The organism is Streptomyces sp. NPDC008092, from assembly GCF_042957285.1.
In the GTDB taxonomy this organism is placed as follows: Bacteria; Actinomycetota; Actinomycetes; order Streptomycetales; family Streptomycetaceae; genus Streptomyces.
In genome coordinates this window covers 749,052-767,511 of the sequence record NZ_JBIBHY010000001.1, presented here as the reverse complement: position 1 = coordinate 767,511, position 18,460 = coordinate 749,052, and the positions used below count along the sequence as shown (strand labels likewise).

General features: G+C 70.5%; 15 protein-coding genes. 5 read left to right on the top strand and 10 right to left on the bottom strand.

What is annotated here, in order from left to right; all coding sequences use genetic code 11:
- Window positions 1-3: 3 nt before the first annotated feature.
- The 6 genes from ACFZB3_RS03115 to ACFZB3_RS03090 are packed head-to-tail and all read right to left on the bottom strand — an operon-like array spanning window position 4 to window position 4,291.
- The gene (locus tag ACFZB3_RS03115; protein WP_391368725.1) at window positions 4-792 is read right to left on the bottom strand and encodes a heparin lyase I family protein; all 789 of its coding nucleotides are present in this window, start codon (window positions 790-792) and stop codon (window positions 4-6) included.
- Window positions 789-1,997 (bottom strand): glycoside hydrolase family 88 protein, encoded by a 1,209-nt coding sequence (locus tag ACFZB3_RS03110; protein WP_391368722.1) that lies wholly within the window; start codon window positions 1,995-1,997, stop codon window positions 789-791. Before ACFZB3_RS03110 ends, ACFZB3_RS03115 begins: the two co-directional genes overlap by 4 nt.
- Complete coding sequence (gene pqqE / locus ACFZB3_RS03105) at window positions 1,994-3,094, bottom strand: pyrroloquinoline quinone biosynthesis protein PqqE (protein ID WP_391368719.1); 1,101 nt, start codon at window positions 3,092-3,094, stop codon at window positions 1,994-1,996. The genes ACFZB3_RS03110 and pqqE overlap by 4 nt, the downstream gene beginning before the upstream one ends.
- Entirely contained in the window at window positions 3,091-3,345 is a 255-nt protein-coding gene (gene pqqD / locus ACFZB3_RS03100; RefSeq protein WP_391368716.1) for a pyrroloquinoline quinone biosynthesis peptide chaperone PqqD, read from the bottom strand. Before pqqD ends, pqqE begins: the two co-directional genes overlap by 4 nt.
- A complete protein-coding gene (gene pqqC, locus ACFZB3_RS03095; protein ID WP_391368713.1) occupies window positions 3,342-4,130 on the bottom strand; it encodes a pyrroloquinoline-quinone synthase PqqC in 789 nt (262 codons plus the stop codon). The genes pqqD and pqqC overlap by 4 nt, the downstream gene beginning before the upstream one ends.
- A 20-nt stretch (window positions 4,131-4,150) precedes the next feature.
- The gene (locus tag ACFZB3_RS03090) at window positions 4,151-4,291 is read right to left on the bottom strand and encodes a pyrroloquinoline quinone precursor peptide PqqA (RefSeq protein WP_391368710.1); all 141 of its coding nucleotides are present in this window, start codon (window positions 4,289-4,291) and stop codon (window positions 4,151-4,153) included.
- A 333-nt stretch (window positions 4,292-4,624) separates the two neighbouring features.
- On the opposite strand from ACFZB3_RS03090, the gene ACFZB3_RS03085 reads away from it, so the two are divergent.
- Window positions 4,625-5,461 carry an aldo/keto reductase gene (locus ACFZB3_RS03085; RefSeq protein ID WP_391368707.1) on the top strand — a complete coding sequence of 279 codons (837 nt, stop codon included), beginning with the start codon at window positions 4,625-4,627 and terminating at the stop codon, window positions 5,459-5,461.
- Window positions 5,462-5,568: 107 nt separating this feature from the next.
- Here ACFZB3_RS03085 and ACFZB3_RS03080 read toward each other — a convergent pair whose 3' ends face one another.
- Complete coding sequence (locus tag ACFZB3_RS03080) at window positions 5,569-6,180, bottom strand: hypothetical protein (RefSeq protein WP_391368705.1); 612 nt, start codon at window positions 6,178-6,180, stop codon at window positions 5,569-5,571.
- Window positions 6,181-6,407: 227 nt separating this feature from the next.
- On the opposite strand from ACFZB3_RS03080, the gene ACFZB3_RS03075 reads away from it, so the two are divergent.
- A complete protein-coding gene (locus ACFZB3_RS03075) occupies window positions 6,408-7,100 on the top strand; it encodes a glycoside hydrolase family 75 protein (RefSeq protein WP_391368703.1) in 693 nt (230 codons plus the stop codon).
- A gap of 95 nt (window positions 7,101-7,195) precedes the next feature.
- Here ACFZB3_RS03075 and ACFZB3_RS03070 read toward each other — a convergent pair whose 3' ends face one another.
- Window positions 7,196-8,101, bottom strand: a complete 906-nt coding sequence (locus ACFZB3_RS03070) for a methyltransferase (protein WP_391368700.1) — start codon at window positions 8,099-8,101, stop codon at window positions 7,196-7,198.
- A gap of 87 nt (window positions 8,102-8,188) precedes the next feature.
- On the opposite strand from ACFZB3_RS03070, the gene ACFZB3_RS03065 reads away from it, so the two are divergent.
- Entirely contained in the window at window positions 8,189-9,001 is an 813-nt protein-coding gene (locus ACFZB3_RS03065; RefSeq protein WP_391368697.1) for a phytanoyl-CoA dioxygenase family protein, read from the top strand.
- A 106-nt stretch (window positions 9,002-9,107) separates the two neighbouring features.
- Here ACFZB3_RS03065 and ACFZB3_RS03060 read toward each other — a convergent pair whose 3' ends face one another.
- Together ACFZB3_RS03060 and ACFZB3_RS03055 are read right to left on the bottom strand one after the other, a co-directional pair.
- Entirely contained in the window at window positions 9,108-10,829 is a 1,722-nt protein-coding gene (locus tag ACFZB3_RS03060) for a glycoside hydrolase family 6 protein (RefSeq protein WP_391368694.1), read from the bottom strand.
- Window positions 10,830-10,896: 67 nt separating this feature from the next.
- Window positions 10,897-12,384 carry a cellulose binding domain-containing protein gene (locus tag ACFZB3_RS03055; RefSeq protein ID WP_391368691.1) on the bottom strand — a complete coding sequence of 496 codons (1,488 nt, stop codon included), beginning with the start codon at window positions 12,382-12,384 and terminating at the stop codon, window positions 10,897-10,899.
- A gap of 279 nt (window positions 12,385-12,663) precedes the next feature.
- Between ACFZB3_RS03055 and ACFZB3_RS03050 the strand changes: the two genes are divergently transcribed.
- Window positions 12,664-15,582, top strand: a complete 2,919-nt coding sequence (locus ACFZB3_RS03050; protein WP_391369731.1) for a glycoside hydrolase family 48 protein — start codon at window positions 12,664-12,666, stop codon at window positions 15,580-15,582.
- A gap of 180 nt (window positions 15,583-15,762) precedes the next feature.
- Window positions 15,763-18,423, top strand: a complete 2,661-nt coding sequence (locus ACFZB3_RS03045) for a cellulose binding domain-containing protein (protein ID WP_391368688.1) — start codon at window positions 15,763-15,765, stop codon at window positions 18,421-18,423.
- Window positions 18,424-18,460: the final 37 nt, after the last annotated feature.

Genomic DNA, 18,460 nt, shown 5'->3' with positions numbered 1-18,460 from the left:
TCCTCACACCTGTTGGTAGCCGCGGAGGTTGGTGAGCAGGAGGTAGGTGTCCTGCAGGGAGCCCGAGGTGTCGCCGAGGGAGCGGTAGATGCCCCACTTCGGGCGGACCCGGTCGGCCAGGAAGGTGTCCACGCCGGTCTTGGAGGCGTCGATCACGGTGGCGCCGCCGGACTTGAGGATCCAGCGGACCGAACCGGCCGAGCCGTTGCCGACCTTGATCTGGAAGTCGACGTCGGTCCAGGTGTCGTGCATCGGGTCGAGGTCGGTGCGGCCGACGAGGATGTCGTCGATGGCGAGCCGCAGCTCGATGGTCTGCTTGCCGTTCACCCGGCGCAGGGACTGCACGACGATCGGCGAGGTGCCGGTGCCGGGCTGCTTCATCTGCATGATGTGCGTGAAGGTGGTGGTCGCCTTGAGCGAGCTCGGGATGTACATCGAGTACGTCACCCGCCAGGTCTGGCCCTCGTTCCACTTGAGGTAGCTGCCGGCACTCGTGCGCAGGCCGGTGACCTCCTGGCGCTGGCGGTCGGTCGAGGTGTCGCGGTCGACGGTGTGCATGTTGAAGCGCCAGTTGTTGCCCGTGGCGTAGATGTGCGGCTGTCCGGCGGGGTGGGAGTCGGCGCGGTCGTCCTCGACGGTCTCGAAGGCGCCGAGACCGTCGCCGCTCGCCGACGGCTGCCACTTGAGCTGCCAGGACGCCGCGTGCGCGGGGGTGGCCGGCAGCCCGACGGCCGCTCCCGCCGCTCCGGCGAGCGCGGCTCCCAGCACCGCCCTTCTGGATGTTGTGCTCATGACACTGAATCACCTCGCAGTTGCTCGTTCATGATCAGGAAGGCCCCGAGGCCGTGGAAGTCGTTGGTGGCCCGGGTGCGGCCGACGTAGTACGCGTAGTCGCCGACGTTGGTGCCGACGGAGATGCCGGCGAGGTTCGTGCGGCCGTCGGCGCCGACCGACAGCTCGGCGAGCACGCCCTGGTAGCCGCGGCGGGCGACGTCCGCGTAGTGCGGGTCCAGGTAGTGCTGCTGGGCGCCGCGCGAGAGGGCGTAGGTGAACATGCTGGAGCAGGAGGTCTCGGTCCAGTCGTCGGCGCGCCCGCCCTTGTCGATCACCTGGAACCAGCGGCCGGTCGCCGGGTCCTGGTACTTCTCCAGTCCTGCCGCCAGCTTGCGGAAGATGTCGAGGAGTTGCGGGCGGCGGGACTGGTTCGCCGGGATCGCGTCCAGCACGTTGACGATCGCCATCGCGTACCAGCCGACGGCCCGGCACCAGTGCTCGGGGGCGAGTCCGGTCGCCGGGTCCGCCCAACTCGCGGTCCTCGACTCGTCGTAGGCGTGCTTGAGCAGGCCGTTCGCGACCTGGAGGTGGCCGCCGTAGACGGCGAGCTGTTTCGCCGCCTCGTCGTCGGTGTACGCGCTGTCGCCGAACTCCCTGCCGTACTCGACGAGGAACGGGTTCACCATGTAGACGCCGTCCGCCCAGAGTTGATGGGCGCGGCTGCTGGTGTCGGCGTGCCAGAAGCCGCCGTCGCCCGTGCGCGGGTAGGTGTTCAGGCGGTCGCGGATCTTCTGCGCCGCCTTGCGGTAGCGGTCCTGGCCCGTCTCGTGGTGCAGGATCACCAGGAGCCGGCCCGCCTGCATGCTGTCCAGGCTGTTGAAGGACTGGTCGATCGAGCCGTCGCTCTTCACGAACCGGTCGACGTAGTTCCTGATGTAGGTGAGGTAGCGGGCGTCGTGGGTGCGCCGGTAGGTGAGGTACTGGCCGTAGAGGTAGAGGCCGACCGGGTAGGACCAGCCGCCGATGGTGCTCGGGGTGTAGCGGGCCATGGTGGAGTCGACGACCGCGGTGGACCAGTCGGTGGCGGCGGCCGGCCTGGCGAGGGCGGTGTCCGGGGCGGCCGCGGCGAGGGCGGCGGCGGGCGGGGGCAGGGCCGCGGGGAGCGCGGCCAGGGTGGCGGTGGTGAGGGCGACGGCCGCGAGGGCGACTCGCAGGCGTTTCATGGTCCTCCTTCTGCTGGAGCTTCTCTGGGGACGGCGGCGGCCGAGGTCCGCCGCAGGGGTACGAGGTGGTGGTCGGGGGCGTGGCGGCAGGCCGGGTCGGCGTTGCGGGCGTCTCCGGTGAGCGCGTACGCCTGGCAGCGGCAGCCGCCGAAGTCGGTGGTGCGCAGGGCGCAGCCGCGGCAGGGCTCGCGCATCCACGACTCGCCGCGGTAGGCGTTGAAGGCCGTCGACTCCCGCCAGATCCAGGCGAGTCGGCGGTCCCTGACGTTGGGCGGGTCGAGGCCGGGCAGGCTGCCTGCGGCCGGGCAGGGCAGGACGGTGCCGTCGGGGGTGACGGTGAGCGAGATCCGGCCCCAGCCGCCCATGCAGGGTTTCGCCGTGCCGGTGAGGAGGTCGGGGGCGACCCAGACCAGCTCCGGTTCGTCCAGCCGCCGTCGCCAGTGCAGCACCGTCTCGCGGGCCCGCTCGACCTGGCCGGGCTCCGGCAGCAGTGCGGCGCGGTTGCGGGCCGCCCAGCCGTGGTACTGGGTGTTGGCCAGCTCGATCCGGTCCGCGCCCCAGGCCACGCCGAGCGCGATCAGGTCCCCGACGGCGTCCAGGTTGCCCCGGTGCAGGACGACGTTCAGCCCGAAGGGCAGGCCCGCCGCCCGGATCAGCCGGGCCGCCCGCTCCTTTGCGGCGAACGAACGGGCGCCCGCGATGCGTTCGGCGGCCGTCGGCTCCGCGTGCTGCACGGACAGCTGCACCCCGCGCAGCCCGGCGCCGACCAGTTCGGCCAGTCGCCGCTCGCTCAGCCCGACCCCGCTGGTGACGAGCTGGGTGTGCAGGCCCGCGGCGTCGGCGGCGGCGACCAGCTCGGTCAGATCGCGTCTGAGCAGCGGTTCGCCGCCGGACAGATGGGTCTGGACGACGCCCAGCTCACCGGCCTGCCGGAACACCTCCGCCCACTGTCCGGTGGCCAGTTCCGCTGACCGACCGATCAGTCGGACCGGGTTCGAGCAATACCCGCAGCGCAGCGGGCAGGCGTGGGTGAGCTCGGCGAGCAGCGCCCAGGGCGGCGCGACGTCGCCCGGCGGAGCCGGTCCCGCGGTGGTCATCGCAGCCACCCCTCCTTGCGCAGCGCGGTCAGGAACTCCGGGACCTCGGCCGCGACCGGGGCGCCCGGGAACGCCTCGGCGAGTTCGGCGACGATCTCGGGCACGGCCCGGCGGCCGTCGCACAGCCGGAGCACGCCGCCCGCCCTGCCATGCAGCACGACGACCCGCTCGGGCAGCAGCAACAGGTCGGTGCCGCGGACCCGGTCGTACCGGAGGACGACCGTGCGGGCGAGGACTGGCCGCCAGGTCATGGCCCGCCTCCGTCCGGGGCGCCGTCCCGGCCACCGGTGTCGCCACGGTCCACGGCGTCGAGCAGCGCCCAGAGCACCTCGCACTTGTAGGCGAGCGCGGCGACGGCCCGGTGCTGCTCCTCGCGGGTGCGGGCCCAGGACAGGACCAGTTCGAGAGCCTCCGCGCCGTCCCGGGCGCCCTGGTCGACGCGGGTGCGGAAGTAGGCGAGGCCCGCCGGGTCGATCCACGGGTAGTGGCGTTCGAAGGCGGTGATGCGGGTGCGCATCAGGCCGGGTGCGGACAGTTCGGTGAGGGAGGCGGCGACCGCGTCCAGGGCGGGGCGCAGGCGGCAGAAGGTGACGTACCCCTCGACCGCGAAGCGCACCCCGGGCAGCACCCGGGAGGTGTCCCACAGCTGTGCGCGGGGGATGCCGGCCGCCTCGCCGAGGCGCAGCCAGCGCTCGATGCCGCCCTCGCCGTCGGTGGTGCCGTCGTGGTCGCGGATGCGGCGCAGCCATGGACGGCGAAGTTCGGGCCGGTCGAGTTTGGCCAGGATCAGGGCGTCCTTGACGGGGATGTGCCGCTGGTAGTGGAAGCGGTTGGTGATCCAGCGGCGCAGTTCGGCCGGGGTCAACTCGCCCCGGTGCATGCGCTGGTTGAAGGGATGGCGGTCGTGGTAGCGGTCGGCGGTGACGGCGCGCAGCCGTTCGGTGAACTCCGGGACCGGCCAGGGGCCGGCGGCGGTCCCGGCGTGGCCGGCGGTGGCGGTGGTGCTGCCGGCGGCGGTGACGGCGGTGACGGTCATGGCGGCCCGCCCGGGGCGGATCAGCGGTCGCCGAGGGCGTAGCCGGTCACTTCCAGGGCGGTCTCCACGACCTGGTACCCAGGGCTTCGCCAGACCTTTTCATCCGATGTCTGCGGGACGGCGGGTTCCGGCTGACGGTCCGCGGAGGTCGTCTCGTTCATGAGGTGTGTACCTGCTTTCCTGAGGTTGGGGGGTCTCAGAGCGCAGAGAGAGGTTTCTCTTTCACAGGGATCCGCCGGAAAACCCACAGAGATGTTCACATCCCTGCACCGGGTTCAGCGATACGTCCGACGATGCGCACCAGAGTCCCGGCAGAAACGGGCCGGGGTCAATGGTCCGGACCCATAACGTCGGATCCATTTCCGGCCAATCTCCGCCCGCGGCTGCTGACCCACCGGTCAGTTCCGGCAGATTCCGCGGTCAGGAATGCGTCGGGGCCGGTGATCGTTGACGATGTCAGTACCACCTGTCGACAACCTAAGGATCGAGAGCTCGTGAGCAGCAAGGTCCCCCCGAAAATCCTCAACAACGGCGTCGAGATGCCCCAGCTGGGCTTCGGCGTGTGGCAGGTGCCGGACGACGAGGCCGAGCGGGCTGTCGCCACGGCACTGGAGGCCGGGTACCGCAGCATCGACACAGCGGCGATCTACGGCAACGAAGAGGGCACCGGCAAGGCGATCGCCGCGTCCGGCGTCCCGCGTGAGGACATCTTCGTCACCACCAAGCTCTGGAACGCCGACCACGGGTACGACGCCACCCTGCGCGCCTTCGACGCGTCGCTGGCGAAGCTGGGTCTGGACTACCTGGACCTGTACCTCATCCACTGGCCGCTGCCGGCCCGGGGCAAGTACACCGACTCCTACAAGGCGTTCGAGAAGCTGCACGCCGACGGCCGCATCAGGGCGATCGGTGTCTCCAACTTCCTTCCGGAGCACCTGGAGCGGCTGATCGCGGAGACCTCCGTCATCCCGGCGGTCAACCAGATCGAGCTGCACCCGCACCTGCAGCAGCACGCGGCCCGGGAGTTCCACGACGAGCAGGGCATCGCCACCGAGGCCTGGTCGCCGCTCGGTCAGGGCAAGGGCCTCCTGGAGGTGCCGGCGATCGTCGCGATCGCGCAGAAGCACAACCGCACCCCGGCCCAGGTCGTGCTGCGCTGGCACGTCCAGCTCGGCAACGTCGTGATCCCGAAGTCCGTGACCCCGTCCCGGATCAAGGAGAACATCCAGGTGTTCGACTTCAGCCTGGACACCGAGGACCTCGCCGCGATCAGCGCGCTCAACGAGGACCGGCGCATCGGCCCGGACCCGGCCACCTTCGACGTGGGCTGAGCGACCACCGCACCACGGGCCGGGCGCGAGCCCGGTCCGCCCCGGCCGTCCCGCCGTCCGCACGGCGGGACGGCCGTTCGCGTTCCCCGGCTCCCGTGCGGGGCCGGTCAGTCGGGGCGTACGTCCGCGTGCAGGACCTCGAACTCCTCCAGGCCGACCACGGTCACGCGCGCCTTGGCGGCGTCCGTGCGCCGGGCGGCGGCCTGGCCGGCTCGGGAGGCGGCCATCGAGGCGCGGTCGACGAAGAGCGAGCCCACCATGCCCCGGCCCCGCTCCCGGTCGACGAACAGGGAGCACCGGGCGAAGCCGGGCAGCGCTTCCAGCCGGGGCAGCGCCGAGGAGCGGAAGGTCTCGGCGAACAGGTCCGTGTCGGCGGGGTCGAACTCCACCCGGGTGGAGCGCATCCCGCCGCCCGTTCTGGGCGGCTGCACGGCGTGGAAGACGGCGACCTCGTAGTTCTCGACGGCGACGGTGCCCGCGAACGGCTCCAGCATCGGCCTGCGCCGCTCGCGCATGACCTGGTCGCTGTTGCGCCGGGCCGCCTCGGTGCCCCACCAGCTCACCGCGAGCAGTTTGCCCAGCTCCCGGTCGATGAAGACGCCCGCGCCCCGGTACTCGGGACGCTCTTCCAGCAGTTCGCGCCCCTCGCTGTTCAGTGCCCTGACGGCCGCCTCCAGCTTCGCCGGATCGCCGGTGACGTACACCGTGCGTACGAACATGACCCCTCGCCTTCCAGGAGCCACCGGAGCCACCGCCGAACCCCCGCACGGCTCCTGCGCAAATATCCGTAATGTCCTGCCCCACCAGTGTTCCCCGGGGGCCATATCACCGCAATGCGCGAGAAATCACCGAGTTGACATCCAGGGGTTGACGCGGACATGCAGCCGGGTCCACCTTGTACGACACCCGGTCAGGAAACTTTCCTAACAGAAGGGGACCCCCCACAGTGCGCATCCGAACACTGACCCTTGCCGCGGCCTCCGGGGCCGCACTGCTCGCCGCCGGAGTGCTGCCCGCGAGCGCGTCCGGCGCCGTCCCGAAGTCCGCCCAGGAGGGCTCGGTCAGCGCGGCCGACCTGCTCGCCAAGGTGACGTCCTGTTCCCAGATCTCCAGCGGCAAGTACAAGACCGACGACGAGACGTCGGCGACGATTCCCGTCTGCGGCAAGAACGGCGCGGTCTTCTGGAAGGCCGACATGGACATCGACTGCGACGGGCAGCGCACCACCAACTGCAACGAGGACCGCGACCCCTGGTACCAGGACGACACCGCGTTCCACCAGTCCGACGGCAAGCCGCTCAAGGCCGAGTCGCTGCCGTACATCGTGGTCCCCAGCTCCAGCAGCATCTGGAACTACTCCGGTGCCGGCATCAAGGGCGGCGGTGTGGTCGCCGTGATCTACAACAACAAGGTCGAGTACGCGGTGGTCGGCGACACCGGCCCCACGAAGATCATCGGCGAGGCCTCGTACGCCACCGCCAAGGCGCTCGGCATCGACCCCGACCCGGCGACCGGCGGCGCCGACTCCGGCGTGACCTACATCCTCTTCAAGAACTCCAAGGTGTCCCCCATAGAGAGCCACAGCGCGGCGGTGACCCTCGGCGACCAGCTCGCCAAGCAGTTCCTCGCCAACAACTAGCCCCCGAGGCGCCTGCGCGCCACCACCGGCCCGGGGAGGGCGGGCGGCCCGGTACCGTGCGGTACCGGGCCGCTGGGGCACCTCCGGTGTCGCGCTCAGGCGGGCCGTACCGCCGTGTGCAGCGTCCGGACGCCGAGCACGAACAGGTCGGACCTGCGGTGCAGGCCGGCCGGGTCGGCCGGGTCGAGGAGGCGGTCCAGGGTGGCGCGGTCGTCGGCGTCGAGGTCGTCGGTGAGGGTGTCCCGGAAGCGGGAGAAGATCTCGACGGCGTAGGCGCGGGCCCGGTCGGAGGCGGGCGCGGGCAGGTCGAGCAGGAAGCTGCGGGTACGCGCGTACTTGAGGCCGGCCGAGGAGAGCAGCGCCGGCCAGTCCTCGGTCTCGGCGGCCGAGCCGGGCAGTTCGGCGCGCATCTGCGCGAACCACTCCTCCTGCCGCGCGTCCAGCCGGGCCTGGAGCCCGGGGCGGCCGATGCCGATGTCGCGGGGCAGGAAGCGGCTGGGCAGGCCCCCTTCGAGGACGGCCAGCGTGCCGCCGGGCGCCAGCCGCTCGGCGAAGGCGCTGAGCGCGGCCCGCTGGTCGCCGAGATGGTGCAGGCTGTGCCCGGCCCAGAGCAGATCCGCCGGGTAGTCCAACTCGGAGAGCACGCCCGGGAGTTCGCCCGCGAGGACGCCGAACCGGTCACCGACCCCCTGCCGCCCGGCGCGGGCCCTGGCCCGGTCGAGGAGCGGCTCGCTGCCGTCCACGGCCAGCACCCGCGCGCCCGGGAACACCTCGGCGAACAGACACGACACCACCCCCGGCCCGCTGCCGAGGTCGACGATCAGCCCCGGCTCGGTGACCTCCTTGCCGAGCCAGCCCAGCGCGCTCTCGTACAGGGGCGCGAAGAGCTCCGCCTGCGACTCCAGATGATCGGCCATGTCGGCCCAGTCGATGTCGGTGTTCGCGTGGGAGTGCGGGTGGGCGTGGGTGCTCTTGTGGTCGTGGTGGTGGTCGTGCGCCATGGGATCAGCCTCTCGTCCGGGTGCCGTCAGAGTGCGACGGCGCACCGCCCGGAGGCCAGTCCTGTTGCCGGTGCGGCAAAAAACCGGATGCAGACGGCAAGCCGGACGGTCCACCATGACCCGGTGGACGACGAGCTGGTGACACGCTTCCTGACCGACGGTTTCGTGAAGATCGAGGGCGCGTTCCCGCCGCGCGTCGCCGAGCACTGCGCCCGGCTGCTGTGGCGGGAGACGGGGTACGACCCGGAGGATCCGGGCACCTGGAAGGACCCGGTGGTGTGGGTGGGCGGCATGGCGCAGGGCCCGTTCGCGGCCGCCGCCAACTCCCCCGAACTGCATGCGGCGTTCGACCTGCTGGTGGGCGAGGACCGCTGGGTCCCCCGGTATTCGCTGGGGAGTTTTCCGCTGCGGTTCCCGCACCCGGACGAGCCCGACGACGCCGGTTGGCACATAGAAGGCAGCTACCTCCCGGACGGCGTCGAGACCCGCTGGTCCTACACGAACCTGCGGTCCCGCGACCGCGCGCTGCTGATGCTGTTCCTCTTCTCCGAGGTGACCGGGGAGGATGCGCCCACCCGGATCCGCGTCGGCTCGCACCTCGACGTCCCGGCGGTCCTGGAGCCGTACGGCGAGGAGGGCGTCTCGATGCTGGAGATCGCCCCGGAGGTCGTCGAGGCCTCCGCGCACCGCCCCCTCGCGTACGCCACCGGACGCCCCGGCGACGTCTACCTCTGCCACCCCTTCCTGGTGCACGCGGCCCAGCCCCACCACGGCACCCGCCCCCGCTTCATGGCGCAGCCGCCGTTGATGCCGGCCGTCCCCTACGAGCTGGACCGCCCCGACGGCGACTACTCGGCGGTCGAGCAGGCGATCCGCCGGGGCCTGTCCCACACGGGCTGACCCCCGCGCCCCTCAGGGGCGCGGGGGTGTTTCACCAAGCGGCTCCGCCGCGTGGGCGCGACCAGCCGCACACGGCCCGCAGCGTCGAGCTCAGCTCAGCCGATCATCACGACAGCGGCGGGTACGCGTTGGCCATCAGCTGCTGGAACTGCGCGGAGAACCAGTGCCCGGACAGCGGCGCGTTCGGCAGGGCGCCGGACATGTTGTTGCCGTTGCGCACGTTGCCCGTGTACGTCGGGTCGCACATCTGGTCGAAGCCCTTGCCCTCGTCGTTCGGGATGGCGGTGCTGGAGCCGTCGGACTCGCCCGGCGGCTTCATCCAGACGTAGGCGTCGATCCCGGCGGCCGGGCTGGCCTGCGGGCGCTCGCCGAGGCCGGCTCCCGCCTGGTTGCACCAGTTGCCGACGTGGATCCGGCGGTCGTAGCGGCCGCCGTCGACGTAGGTGTCCACGCTGGTCGTCGCGCCGGGGCCGGTCGGCCGTGCGCTGCCGCCCCAGCCGTTGCGGGAGGTGTCGATCAGCATGCCGATGCCGGAGTCGAAGCCGACCGAGACCAGCTGGGTGCGGAAGGCCTGGGCGAAGGACAGCTCGTCGACGTAGCGGTTCCAGTCGACCCACTTGGACTGGCGGACGGAGGTGCCGTTCACCGTGTCGTTGACGGTGAAGTTGTTCTCCTTCAGGGCGCTGTAGTTGGCCGTGTTGGTGATGAAGCCCTGGACATCGGCGACCGTCGCGCCCTCGGCGTTGGCGGCCTGGTAGAAGAGCTGGGCGGCGGGGGCGAAGTTGTCGTCCCAGCCGATCCAGCCGTGGTGGCCGGCGTCGAGGTAGTTGTAGACGTTGGGGATCGCGCCGAGCTTGGCGAGGGCGTAGCCGACGCCCTTCACGTAGTTGCCGTTGGCCAGCATGGTGTTGCAGTTGGCGGTGGCGGTGGCCCGGCTGCCGGTGTTGGTGACCAGGTTGGGCAGCGAGTCGATCTCGATGGTGGTGACGATCCGCAGCGAGGCGTACTTGCTGTCGGAGAGGATCGCCGCGATCGGGTCGATGAACTGCGTCTTGTACTTGTCGATCTCCGTCGGACCGAGTTCGCCGTTCGAGGCGAGGGCCGCGCAGTCGCGTCCGGGCAGGTCGTAGACGACCAGCTGGACGACTTCCTCGCCGCTGCCCTTCTGGGCGAGCGCCGCGTCGAGGTGGGCGCGCAGACCCATGCTGGTGCTGGTGCCGTTGATCGCGGCGATGCGGTCGAGCCAGACGCCGGTGGGCTGGTTGGAGACGCGGGTACCGCCCGGTTCGGCGGCGGCCTTCGCGGACCACTCCGGGTTCACGTACACCTTGGCGCCGGAGTAGGGGTTGTCGACGCGGGTCCCGGAGCCGCCCCCGTTGCCGCCGCCTCCTCCCCCGCCGCTGCCGTCGTCGACGTTGCAGGTGACGCCGTCGAGGGTGAAGGCGGTCGGGATCGCGTTCGTGCCGCTGTAGGACCCGTTGAAGCCGAAGCTGACCGAACCGCCCGTCGCCAGCGTGCCGTTGTAGGTCTCGTTGTTGGCGGTGACGGCGGTGCCGCTCTGGGTGAGCTTGGTGTTCCAGTAGCTGGTCACCTGCTGGTTCCCGGCGTACGACCACTTCACCGACCAACTCGACTTCGCCGCCGAGTTGTTGGTGACGGTGACGGCGGCGGTGAAGCCGGCTCCCCAGTCGTTCTGGATCTTGTAGTCGACGGTGCAGGGAATCGCGGAGATCGCCGCCTGGGCGGAGGGGGCCGCGGCGACCGCCGGACCCGATACCCCGGCGACGAGCGCCAGGGCGGCGAACACCGCTGTTCTGGTACGACTCATGAGTGCGGGTTCCTTCTTCCTCGGTGGGCGTGCTTCTTCCGTGGACGTGCCTCTTCGGTGGGCGTGCTTACGGGTTGACGGCCTTGAGGTGGTCGCGCAGTCCGACGCCGTACGCCGTGGGCGTACCGCTGTAGTCGGAGATCAGGGACGGGCCGGACGAGCAGTCCCAGGTGTTCCAGGTCCAGCCCAGGTAGGAGAGGCCGCGGTCGTCGAACCACTTCATGACCTGGTCGACGAACCCGTGCGAGCAGGTGTTCTCGCCGATCTCCCCGGCGACCAGCGGCACCTGGGCCGCGACCGGGGCGAGGGTGGAGTTCCAGCAGCTCTCACTGGCGCAGGTGTTGAAGTTGTAGACGTGGTAGGCGGCGACGAGATTGCCGGCCGGGTCGGTGGGCCGGTACGTCAGCCACTGGCCGAGGTCGTTGGAGTACGCGAGCCCGCCGGCCATGATGACGTTCCTGGCACCGGCGCCCCGGATGCTGTCGACCAGATCCTGCATGCCGGCGACCTCATAGCCGATCCCCGGGCAGGTGCCACCGTCCCGCCAGCACTGCCAGGCCTGGGTCAGGGTCGAGGTCGCCCGGTCCGGGTAGGGCTCGTTGAACAGGTCGAAGACGGCCGCCTGGTCGTCCTTGAAGGTGCCGGCCACCGAGGACCAGAAGGACGGGCTGTACTGCGCGTCCGGCATCGGCTTCTGGCAGGTGGCGTGCACGTCGGAGCAGCCGGCCGAGTTGCCGGTGTACTGGCCGTAGGACCAGTGGAGTTCGAGGATCGGGGTCAGGCCGTACGACTCGACGCGGGCCACCAGTTCCTTCACCGCGTTGATGTAGTTGGCGCCCGCGTACTCGGGCTTGATGTTGGACAGGCCGAGCCAGCACTCCTCGTTGAGCGGGATGCGGATCGCGTCGGCCTTCCAGTCGGCGATCGCCTTGATGGCCGCGTCGCCGACCGGGCCGTCCCAGATGCCGTAGCCCTGGACGCACATGAACTCGCCGCCGGAGCGGTTCACGCCGAGCAGGCGACGGGTCGTGCCGCCCGCGTCCACGAGCCTGGTGCCGGAGACGTGCAGGGCCGGCGCGGTCCCGCCGGCCGGCGGCTCGGTCGGCGTGGGCGTCGGAGTGGGCGTGGGCGTGGGCTGCGTATCGACGTTGCACGTCGTGCCGTTGAGCCGGAACGCCGTCGGTACGGTGTTGCTCCCCGACCAGGAGCCGAGGAACCCGGCGCTGACGCTGGCGCCGGTGGCGAGGGAGCCGTTCCAGCTCTCGTTGGCCGCGGTGACCGTCGTACCGGACTGGGACCACTTGGCGCTCCAGCCCTGGGTGACCTTCTGGCCGTTCGCGAAGTCGAAGCCGAGGCTCCAACCGGTCATCGCGGCCATGTTGTTGGTGATGGTCACGGAGCCCTGGAAGCCGGTGTCCCACTGGCTGGTGACCGCGTACTGCACCGTGCAGGCCGGCGTCGCCCCGGACGCCGACACGACCGGCACCAGTGCGGACCCGACGAGGGCGCCCGCACCGGCGACGGCTAAAAGAACTGAACGCGGGGGGTGTCGCATGAGCGACTCCTTGCAGCTCGGGCGCGTCGTGACGGACGCGTCGACTGAACGGAATCGCTCCCACTGGTGCGAAGGAAGGTAGCGCCAAGTGCGGGCAAAGAACAGGGGAGTTGCTTGACTTTTCCGCGGTGGCGTCCGTCGAATCTTTTCGACTCTTCAACGGCCTTGACCGCGCCATGCCACGTCTTCACTATGGGAGCGCTCCCACTGGTTCAAGCCTTGACTTCTCCCCGAGCCGCAAGCGCAAGGAGGAACCAGCACATGCGACCCGGATATGCCATGCACTCCGGGCGGAGGCGCAGAGCCGTGCGACGGTTGTGGACGGCCGTCGTCGCGGCCCTGGCCCTGCCCGTGTCGATGCTCGCGACCGGCACGACTCCCGCCCAGGCGGCGACGGTCCAGTGCAGCGTGGACTACAAGACCAACGACTGGGGCACCGGCTTCACCGCCGACCTCACCCTCACCAACCGCGGCACCAACGCCATCAGCGGCTGGACCCTGACCTACGCGTACACGGGCAACCAGAAACTGGTCAGCGGCTGGAACGGCACCTGGTCCCAGTCCGGCACCTCGGTGACCGTGCAGAACGCGTCGTACAACGGCACCATCGCGGCGGGCGCGGCGGTGTCGACGGGCGCCCAGTTCTCGTACACGGGCAGCAACGCGGCCCCGGCGAGCTTCGCGATCAACGGTACGACCTGCACCGGCGCCCACCAGCCGCCCATCACCGTGCTGACCAGCCCGAGCGCGGGCGCGGTCTACACGCAGGGCGACGCGGTCCCGCTGGCGGCGACCGCGGCGGCGGCCGACGGGGCGACGATCAGCAAGATCGAGTTCTACGACGACACCACGCTGCTGGGGACCGACACGTCGTCGCCCTACTCGCTCCCGGTCTCAAGTTTGGCCGTGGGCAGTCATTCGCTGGTGGCGAAGGCGTACGACAGCCTGGGCGCGTCCGCGTCCTCCACGCCGGTCGGCATCACGGTCGCCGCGGGCCCCGCGGTCGTGGCCTCGCCGGCCCAGCTGGGGATCCAGCAGGGCGCGACGGGCAGGTTCGGCGTGAGTCTGTCGAAGCAGCCGAGCGCCAACGTGACGGTGTCGGTGGCCCGCACGGCCGGCAACACCGGGCTGTCGGTGAGCGCCGGATCGTCGCTCACGTTCACGCCGTCCAACTGGAGCACCGCGCAGAACGTGACGGTCGCCGCGGACTCCGCCGGCACCGGCACCGCGACCTTCACGGCCTCGGCGACCGGCTACACCGGCGCCACGGTCACCGTGACCGAACTGGCCGCGTCGAACGCGTACGACGCACGCTTCCTGGACCTGTACGGGAGGATCACCAACCCGGCGAACGGCTACTTCTCCCCCGAGGGCATCCCCTACCACTCGGTCGAGACGCTGATCGTCGAGGCTCCCGACCAGGGTCACGAGACCACGTCGGAGGCGTACAGCTACCTGCTGTGGCTGCAGGCCATGTACGGCAAGGTCACCGGTGACTGGTCCAAGTTCAACGGCGCGTGGGCCCTCATGGAGAAGTACATGATCCCGACCCACGCCGACCAGCCGACCAACTCCTTCTACAACGCGTCCAAACCGGCCACGTACGCGCCGGAGCAGGACACCCCGAACGAGTACCCGGCGAAGCTGGACACCTCGGTGCCGGTGGGATCGGACCCCATCGCCGGTGAGTTGAAGACGGCATACGGTACGGACGACGTCTACGGCATGCACTGGCTGGAGGACGTCGACAACGTCTACGGCTACGGCGACACCCCGGGCGGCGGCTGCGAGGCGGGCCCGACGGCCGACGGGCCGTCGTACATCAACACCTTCCAGCGCGGGCCGCAGGAATCGGTGTGGGAGACGGTTCCGCAGCCGACCTGCGACGCCTTCAAGTACGGCGGCACGAACGGGTACCTGGACCTCTTCACCGGCGACTCGTCCTACGCCAAGCAGTGGAAGTACACGGACGCCCCGGACGCCGACGCGCGTGCGGTGCAGGCCGCGTACTGGGCGGACGTGTGGGCCAAGGAGCAGGGCAAGGGCGCCGACGTCTCCGCCACCGTCGGCAAGGCGGCGAAGATGGGCGACTACCTGCGCTACGCCATGTACGACAAGTACTTCAAGAAGATCGGCAACTGTGTCGGCCCGACGACCTGCGCGGCCGGCACCGGCAAGGACGCCTCGGACTACCTGCTCTCCTGGTACTACGCGTGGGGCGGGGCGACCGACAGCAGTGCCGGATGGGCGTGGCGGATCGGGTCCAGCCATGTGCACGGCGGCTACCAGAACCCGCTGGCCGCCTACGCGCTCAGCTCGTACGCCGACCTGAAGCCCAAGTCCGCGACCGGGGCCTCCGATTGGGGTACGTCCCTGACCCGGCAGCTGGAGTTCTACCGCTGGCTGCAGTCGTCCGAGGGCGCCATCGCGGGCGGTGCGACCAACAGCTGGCAGGGGCGGTACGCGAGCCCGCCGTCCGGTACGTCGACGTTCTACGGCATGTACTACGACTGGGAGCCGGTCTACCACGACCCGCCGTCCAACCAGTGGTTCGGCTTCCAGGCCTGGTCGATGGAGCGGGTCGCCGAGTACTACCAGCAGACCGGCAACGCCTCGGCGAAGGCGATCCTCGACAAGTGGGTGGCGTGGGCGCTGTCCAAGACCACGATCAACCCGGACGGCACGTACCTGATCCCGTCGACACTCCAGTGGTCGGGGCAGCCCGACACCTGGAACGCGTCGAGTCCGGGCTCCAACAGCGGACTTCACGTCACGGTCGCCGACTACACGAACGACGTGGGTGTCGCCGCCGCGTACGCCAAGACGCTGACGTACTACGCCGCCAGGTCCGGTGACGCGACGGCGAAGTCCACGGCCAAGGCGCTGCTCGACGGCATGTGGAACAACTACCAGGACAGCCTGGGGATCGCGGTGCCGGAGACGCGGGCCGACTACAACCGCTTCGACGACGGTGTGTACGTGCCGAGCGGGTGGAGCGGGAAGATGCCGAACGGCGACGCGGTCAACTCGTCGTCGACGTTCGCGTCGCTGCGGTCCTTCTACCAGAACGACCCGGCGTGGTCGAAGATCCAGAGCTATCTGGCAGGTGGGGCCGCGCCCGTGTTCACGTATCACCGGTTCTGGGCTCAGGCGGACATCGCGCTGGCGATGGGGTCTTACGCGGAGCTGCTGGAGTAGTTCCGGTGACCGTGGTGGTCGGCTGCGGGTTCGTCGTGGCTGGTCGCGCAGTGCCCCGCGCCCCTTACGGGGCGCGGCAGCCAGGTCGGCCGGGCGGTCCCCCACCCGCACTGGGGGACCGCCCGGCGCTTCCCACCTCACGGAGTAAGCGCTTACCGTCTCTCTTGCGGAAGGACTCCCGTGCGAAGAACCCGCATCCTCACCGTCGTCCTCGCCCTAGCGGCCGGGCTGCTCGTGGGTACGCCGCCCGCGCTCGCCGCTCACACGACCACGAAAGTCACGCTCGCCGCCGACACCTACACCTGGCGCAACGCCCGGATCGACGGCGGCGGCTTCGTCCCCGGGATCGTCTTCAACCGGTCCGAGAAGAACCTCGCCTACGCCCGTACCGACATCGGGGGTGCCTACCGCTGGTCGGAGTCGACGCAGACCTGGACGCCGCTGCTGGACTCGGTCGGCTGGGACGAGTGGGGGCACACGGGGGTCGTCAGTCTCGCCTCCGACTCCGTCGACCCGGACAAGGTGTACGCGGCCGTCGGGACGTACACGAACGGCTGGGACCCGACGAACGGTGCCGTGCTGCGCTCCGCCGACCGGGGCGCCAGCTGGCAGAAGACCGACCTGCCGTTCAAGCTGGGCGGGAACATGCCCGGCCGGGGCATGGGCGAGCGGCTGGCCGTCGACCCGAACAAGGACAGCGTGCTGTATCTGGGCGCGCCCAGCGGCAAGGGGCTGTGGCGGTCCACGGACTCCGGGGTGACCTGGTCGCAGGTGACGAACTTCCCCAACGCCGGTAACTACGTGCAGGATCCGACCGACACCTCCGGCTACGCCTCCGACAACCAGGGCATCGTGTGGGTCACCTTCGACGAGTCGACCGGGACCGCCGGTACGGCGACGAAGACGGTCTACGTCGGAGTCGCCGACAAGGACAACGCGGTGTACCGCTCGACGGACGCGGGCGCCACCTGGACCCGGCTCGCCGGGCAGCCCACCGGGTACCTCGCGCACAAGGGCGTGCTGGACGCGAAGAACGGCTACCTCTACCTCGCGTACAGCGACAAGGGCGGACCGTACGACGGGGGCAAGGGGCAGCTGTGGCGGTACGCGACGGCCACCGGTACCTGGACGAACATCAGCCCGGTCGCGGAGGCCGACACGTACTACGGCTTCTCCGGGCTGACGGTCGACCGGCAGCACCCCGGCACGGTGATGGCGACGGCTTACAGCTCCTGGTGGCCGGACACCCAGATCTTCCGCTCCACGGACAGCGGGGCGACCTGGACGAAGGCCTGGGACTACACGTCGTACCCGAACCGCTCGAACCGCTACACGCTCGACGTCTCGTCCGCCCCGTGGCTGACCTTCGGCGCGAACCCGTCGCCGCCCGAACAGAGCCCGAAACTGGGGTGGATGACGGAGGCGCTGGAGATCGACCCGTTCGACTCGGACCGGATGATGTACGGGACGGGGGCAACGCTCTACGGCACCGGGAACCTGACGAAGTGGGACAGCGGCGGCCAGTTCACGGTCAAGCCGATGGTGCAGGGGCTGGAGGAGACGTCGGTGAACGATCTCGCCGCTCCCCCGTCCGGCGGGGCCCAGCTGTTCAGCGCGCTGGGGGACATCGGCGGCTTCCGGCACACGGACCTGACCAAGGTCCCGTCGATGATGTACACGTCCCCGACGTTCACGACGACCACGAGCCTGGACTTCGCGGAGTCGAACCCCGACACGGTGGTCCGGGTGGGTGATCTGGACTCCGGGCCGCACATCGCGTTCTCGACGGACAACGGGGCCAACTGGTTCGCGGGGACGGACCCTTCGGGGGTGAGTGGCGGGGGCACGGTCGCGGCCGCCGCCGACGGCAGCCGGTTCGTGTGGAGTCCGGCGGGCACCGGCGTGCAGTACAGGACGGGCTTCGGCGCGTCCTGGTCGGCGTCGAGCGGGATCCCGGCGGGCGCGGCCGTCGAGTCCGACCGGGTCGATCCGAAGACCTTCTACGGCTTCAAATCCGGGAAGTTCTATGTGAGTTCGGACGGCGGGGCGACCTTCACGGCGTCCGCCGCGACCGGGCTGCCGAGCGGTGACAGCGTGCGGTTCAAGGCGCTGCCGGGGACGAAGGGCGACGTGTGGCTGGCCGGCGGGGCGACGGACGGCGCGTACGGGCTGTGGCACTCCACCGACGGCGGCGCGACCTTCGCCAAGCTCGCGAACGTCGGCCAGGCCGACACCATCGGCTTCGGCAAGGCGGCGACGGGAGCCTCGTACCAGACGCTCTACACCAGCGCGAGGATCGGCGGAGTGCGCGGCATCTTCCGTTCCACCGACGCCGGTTCGACCTGGACGCGCATCAACGACGACGCCCACCAGTGGGGTTGGACCGGCGCGGCCATCACCGGTGACCCGCGCGTCTACGGCCGGGTGTACATCTCGACGAACGGCCGGGGCGTGGTCTACGGCGACACGTCCGACACCGGCGGAGGGGGCGGCGGAGGCGGTACGGATCCCACCCCGTCCGGCGCCTGCTCGGTCGCCTACACCGTGACCAGCCAGTGGACGGGCGGCTTCCAGGCGGACGTCCGCCTCACCAACACGGGCTCGGCGGCGTGGAGCGGCTGGTCCCTCGGCTGGTCCTTCCCGAACGGGCAGACGGTCGGCCAGCTCTGGAACGCCGACTGGGCCCAGTCCGGCGCGGCCGTGACGGCCAGGAACGTCAGCTGGAACGGCGCGGTGGCGCCCGGGTCCTCGGTGTCCTTCGGATTCACCGGCACCTGGAGCGGCACCAACGCCGAACCGGCGGCCTTCACCCTGGGCGACCGGACCTGCGCGGTCGCCTGACAGCCGGCGGGGCGCGGGTCGCACCGGGCTCGCGCCC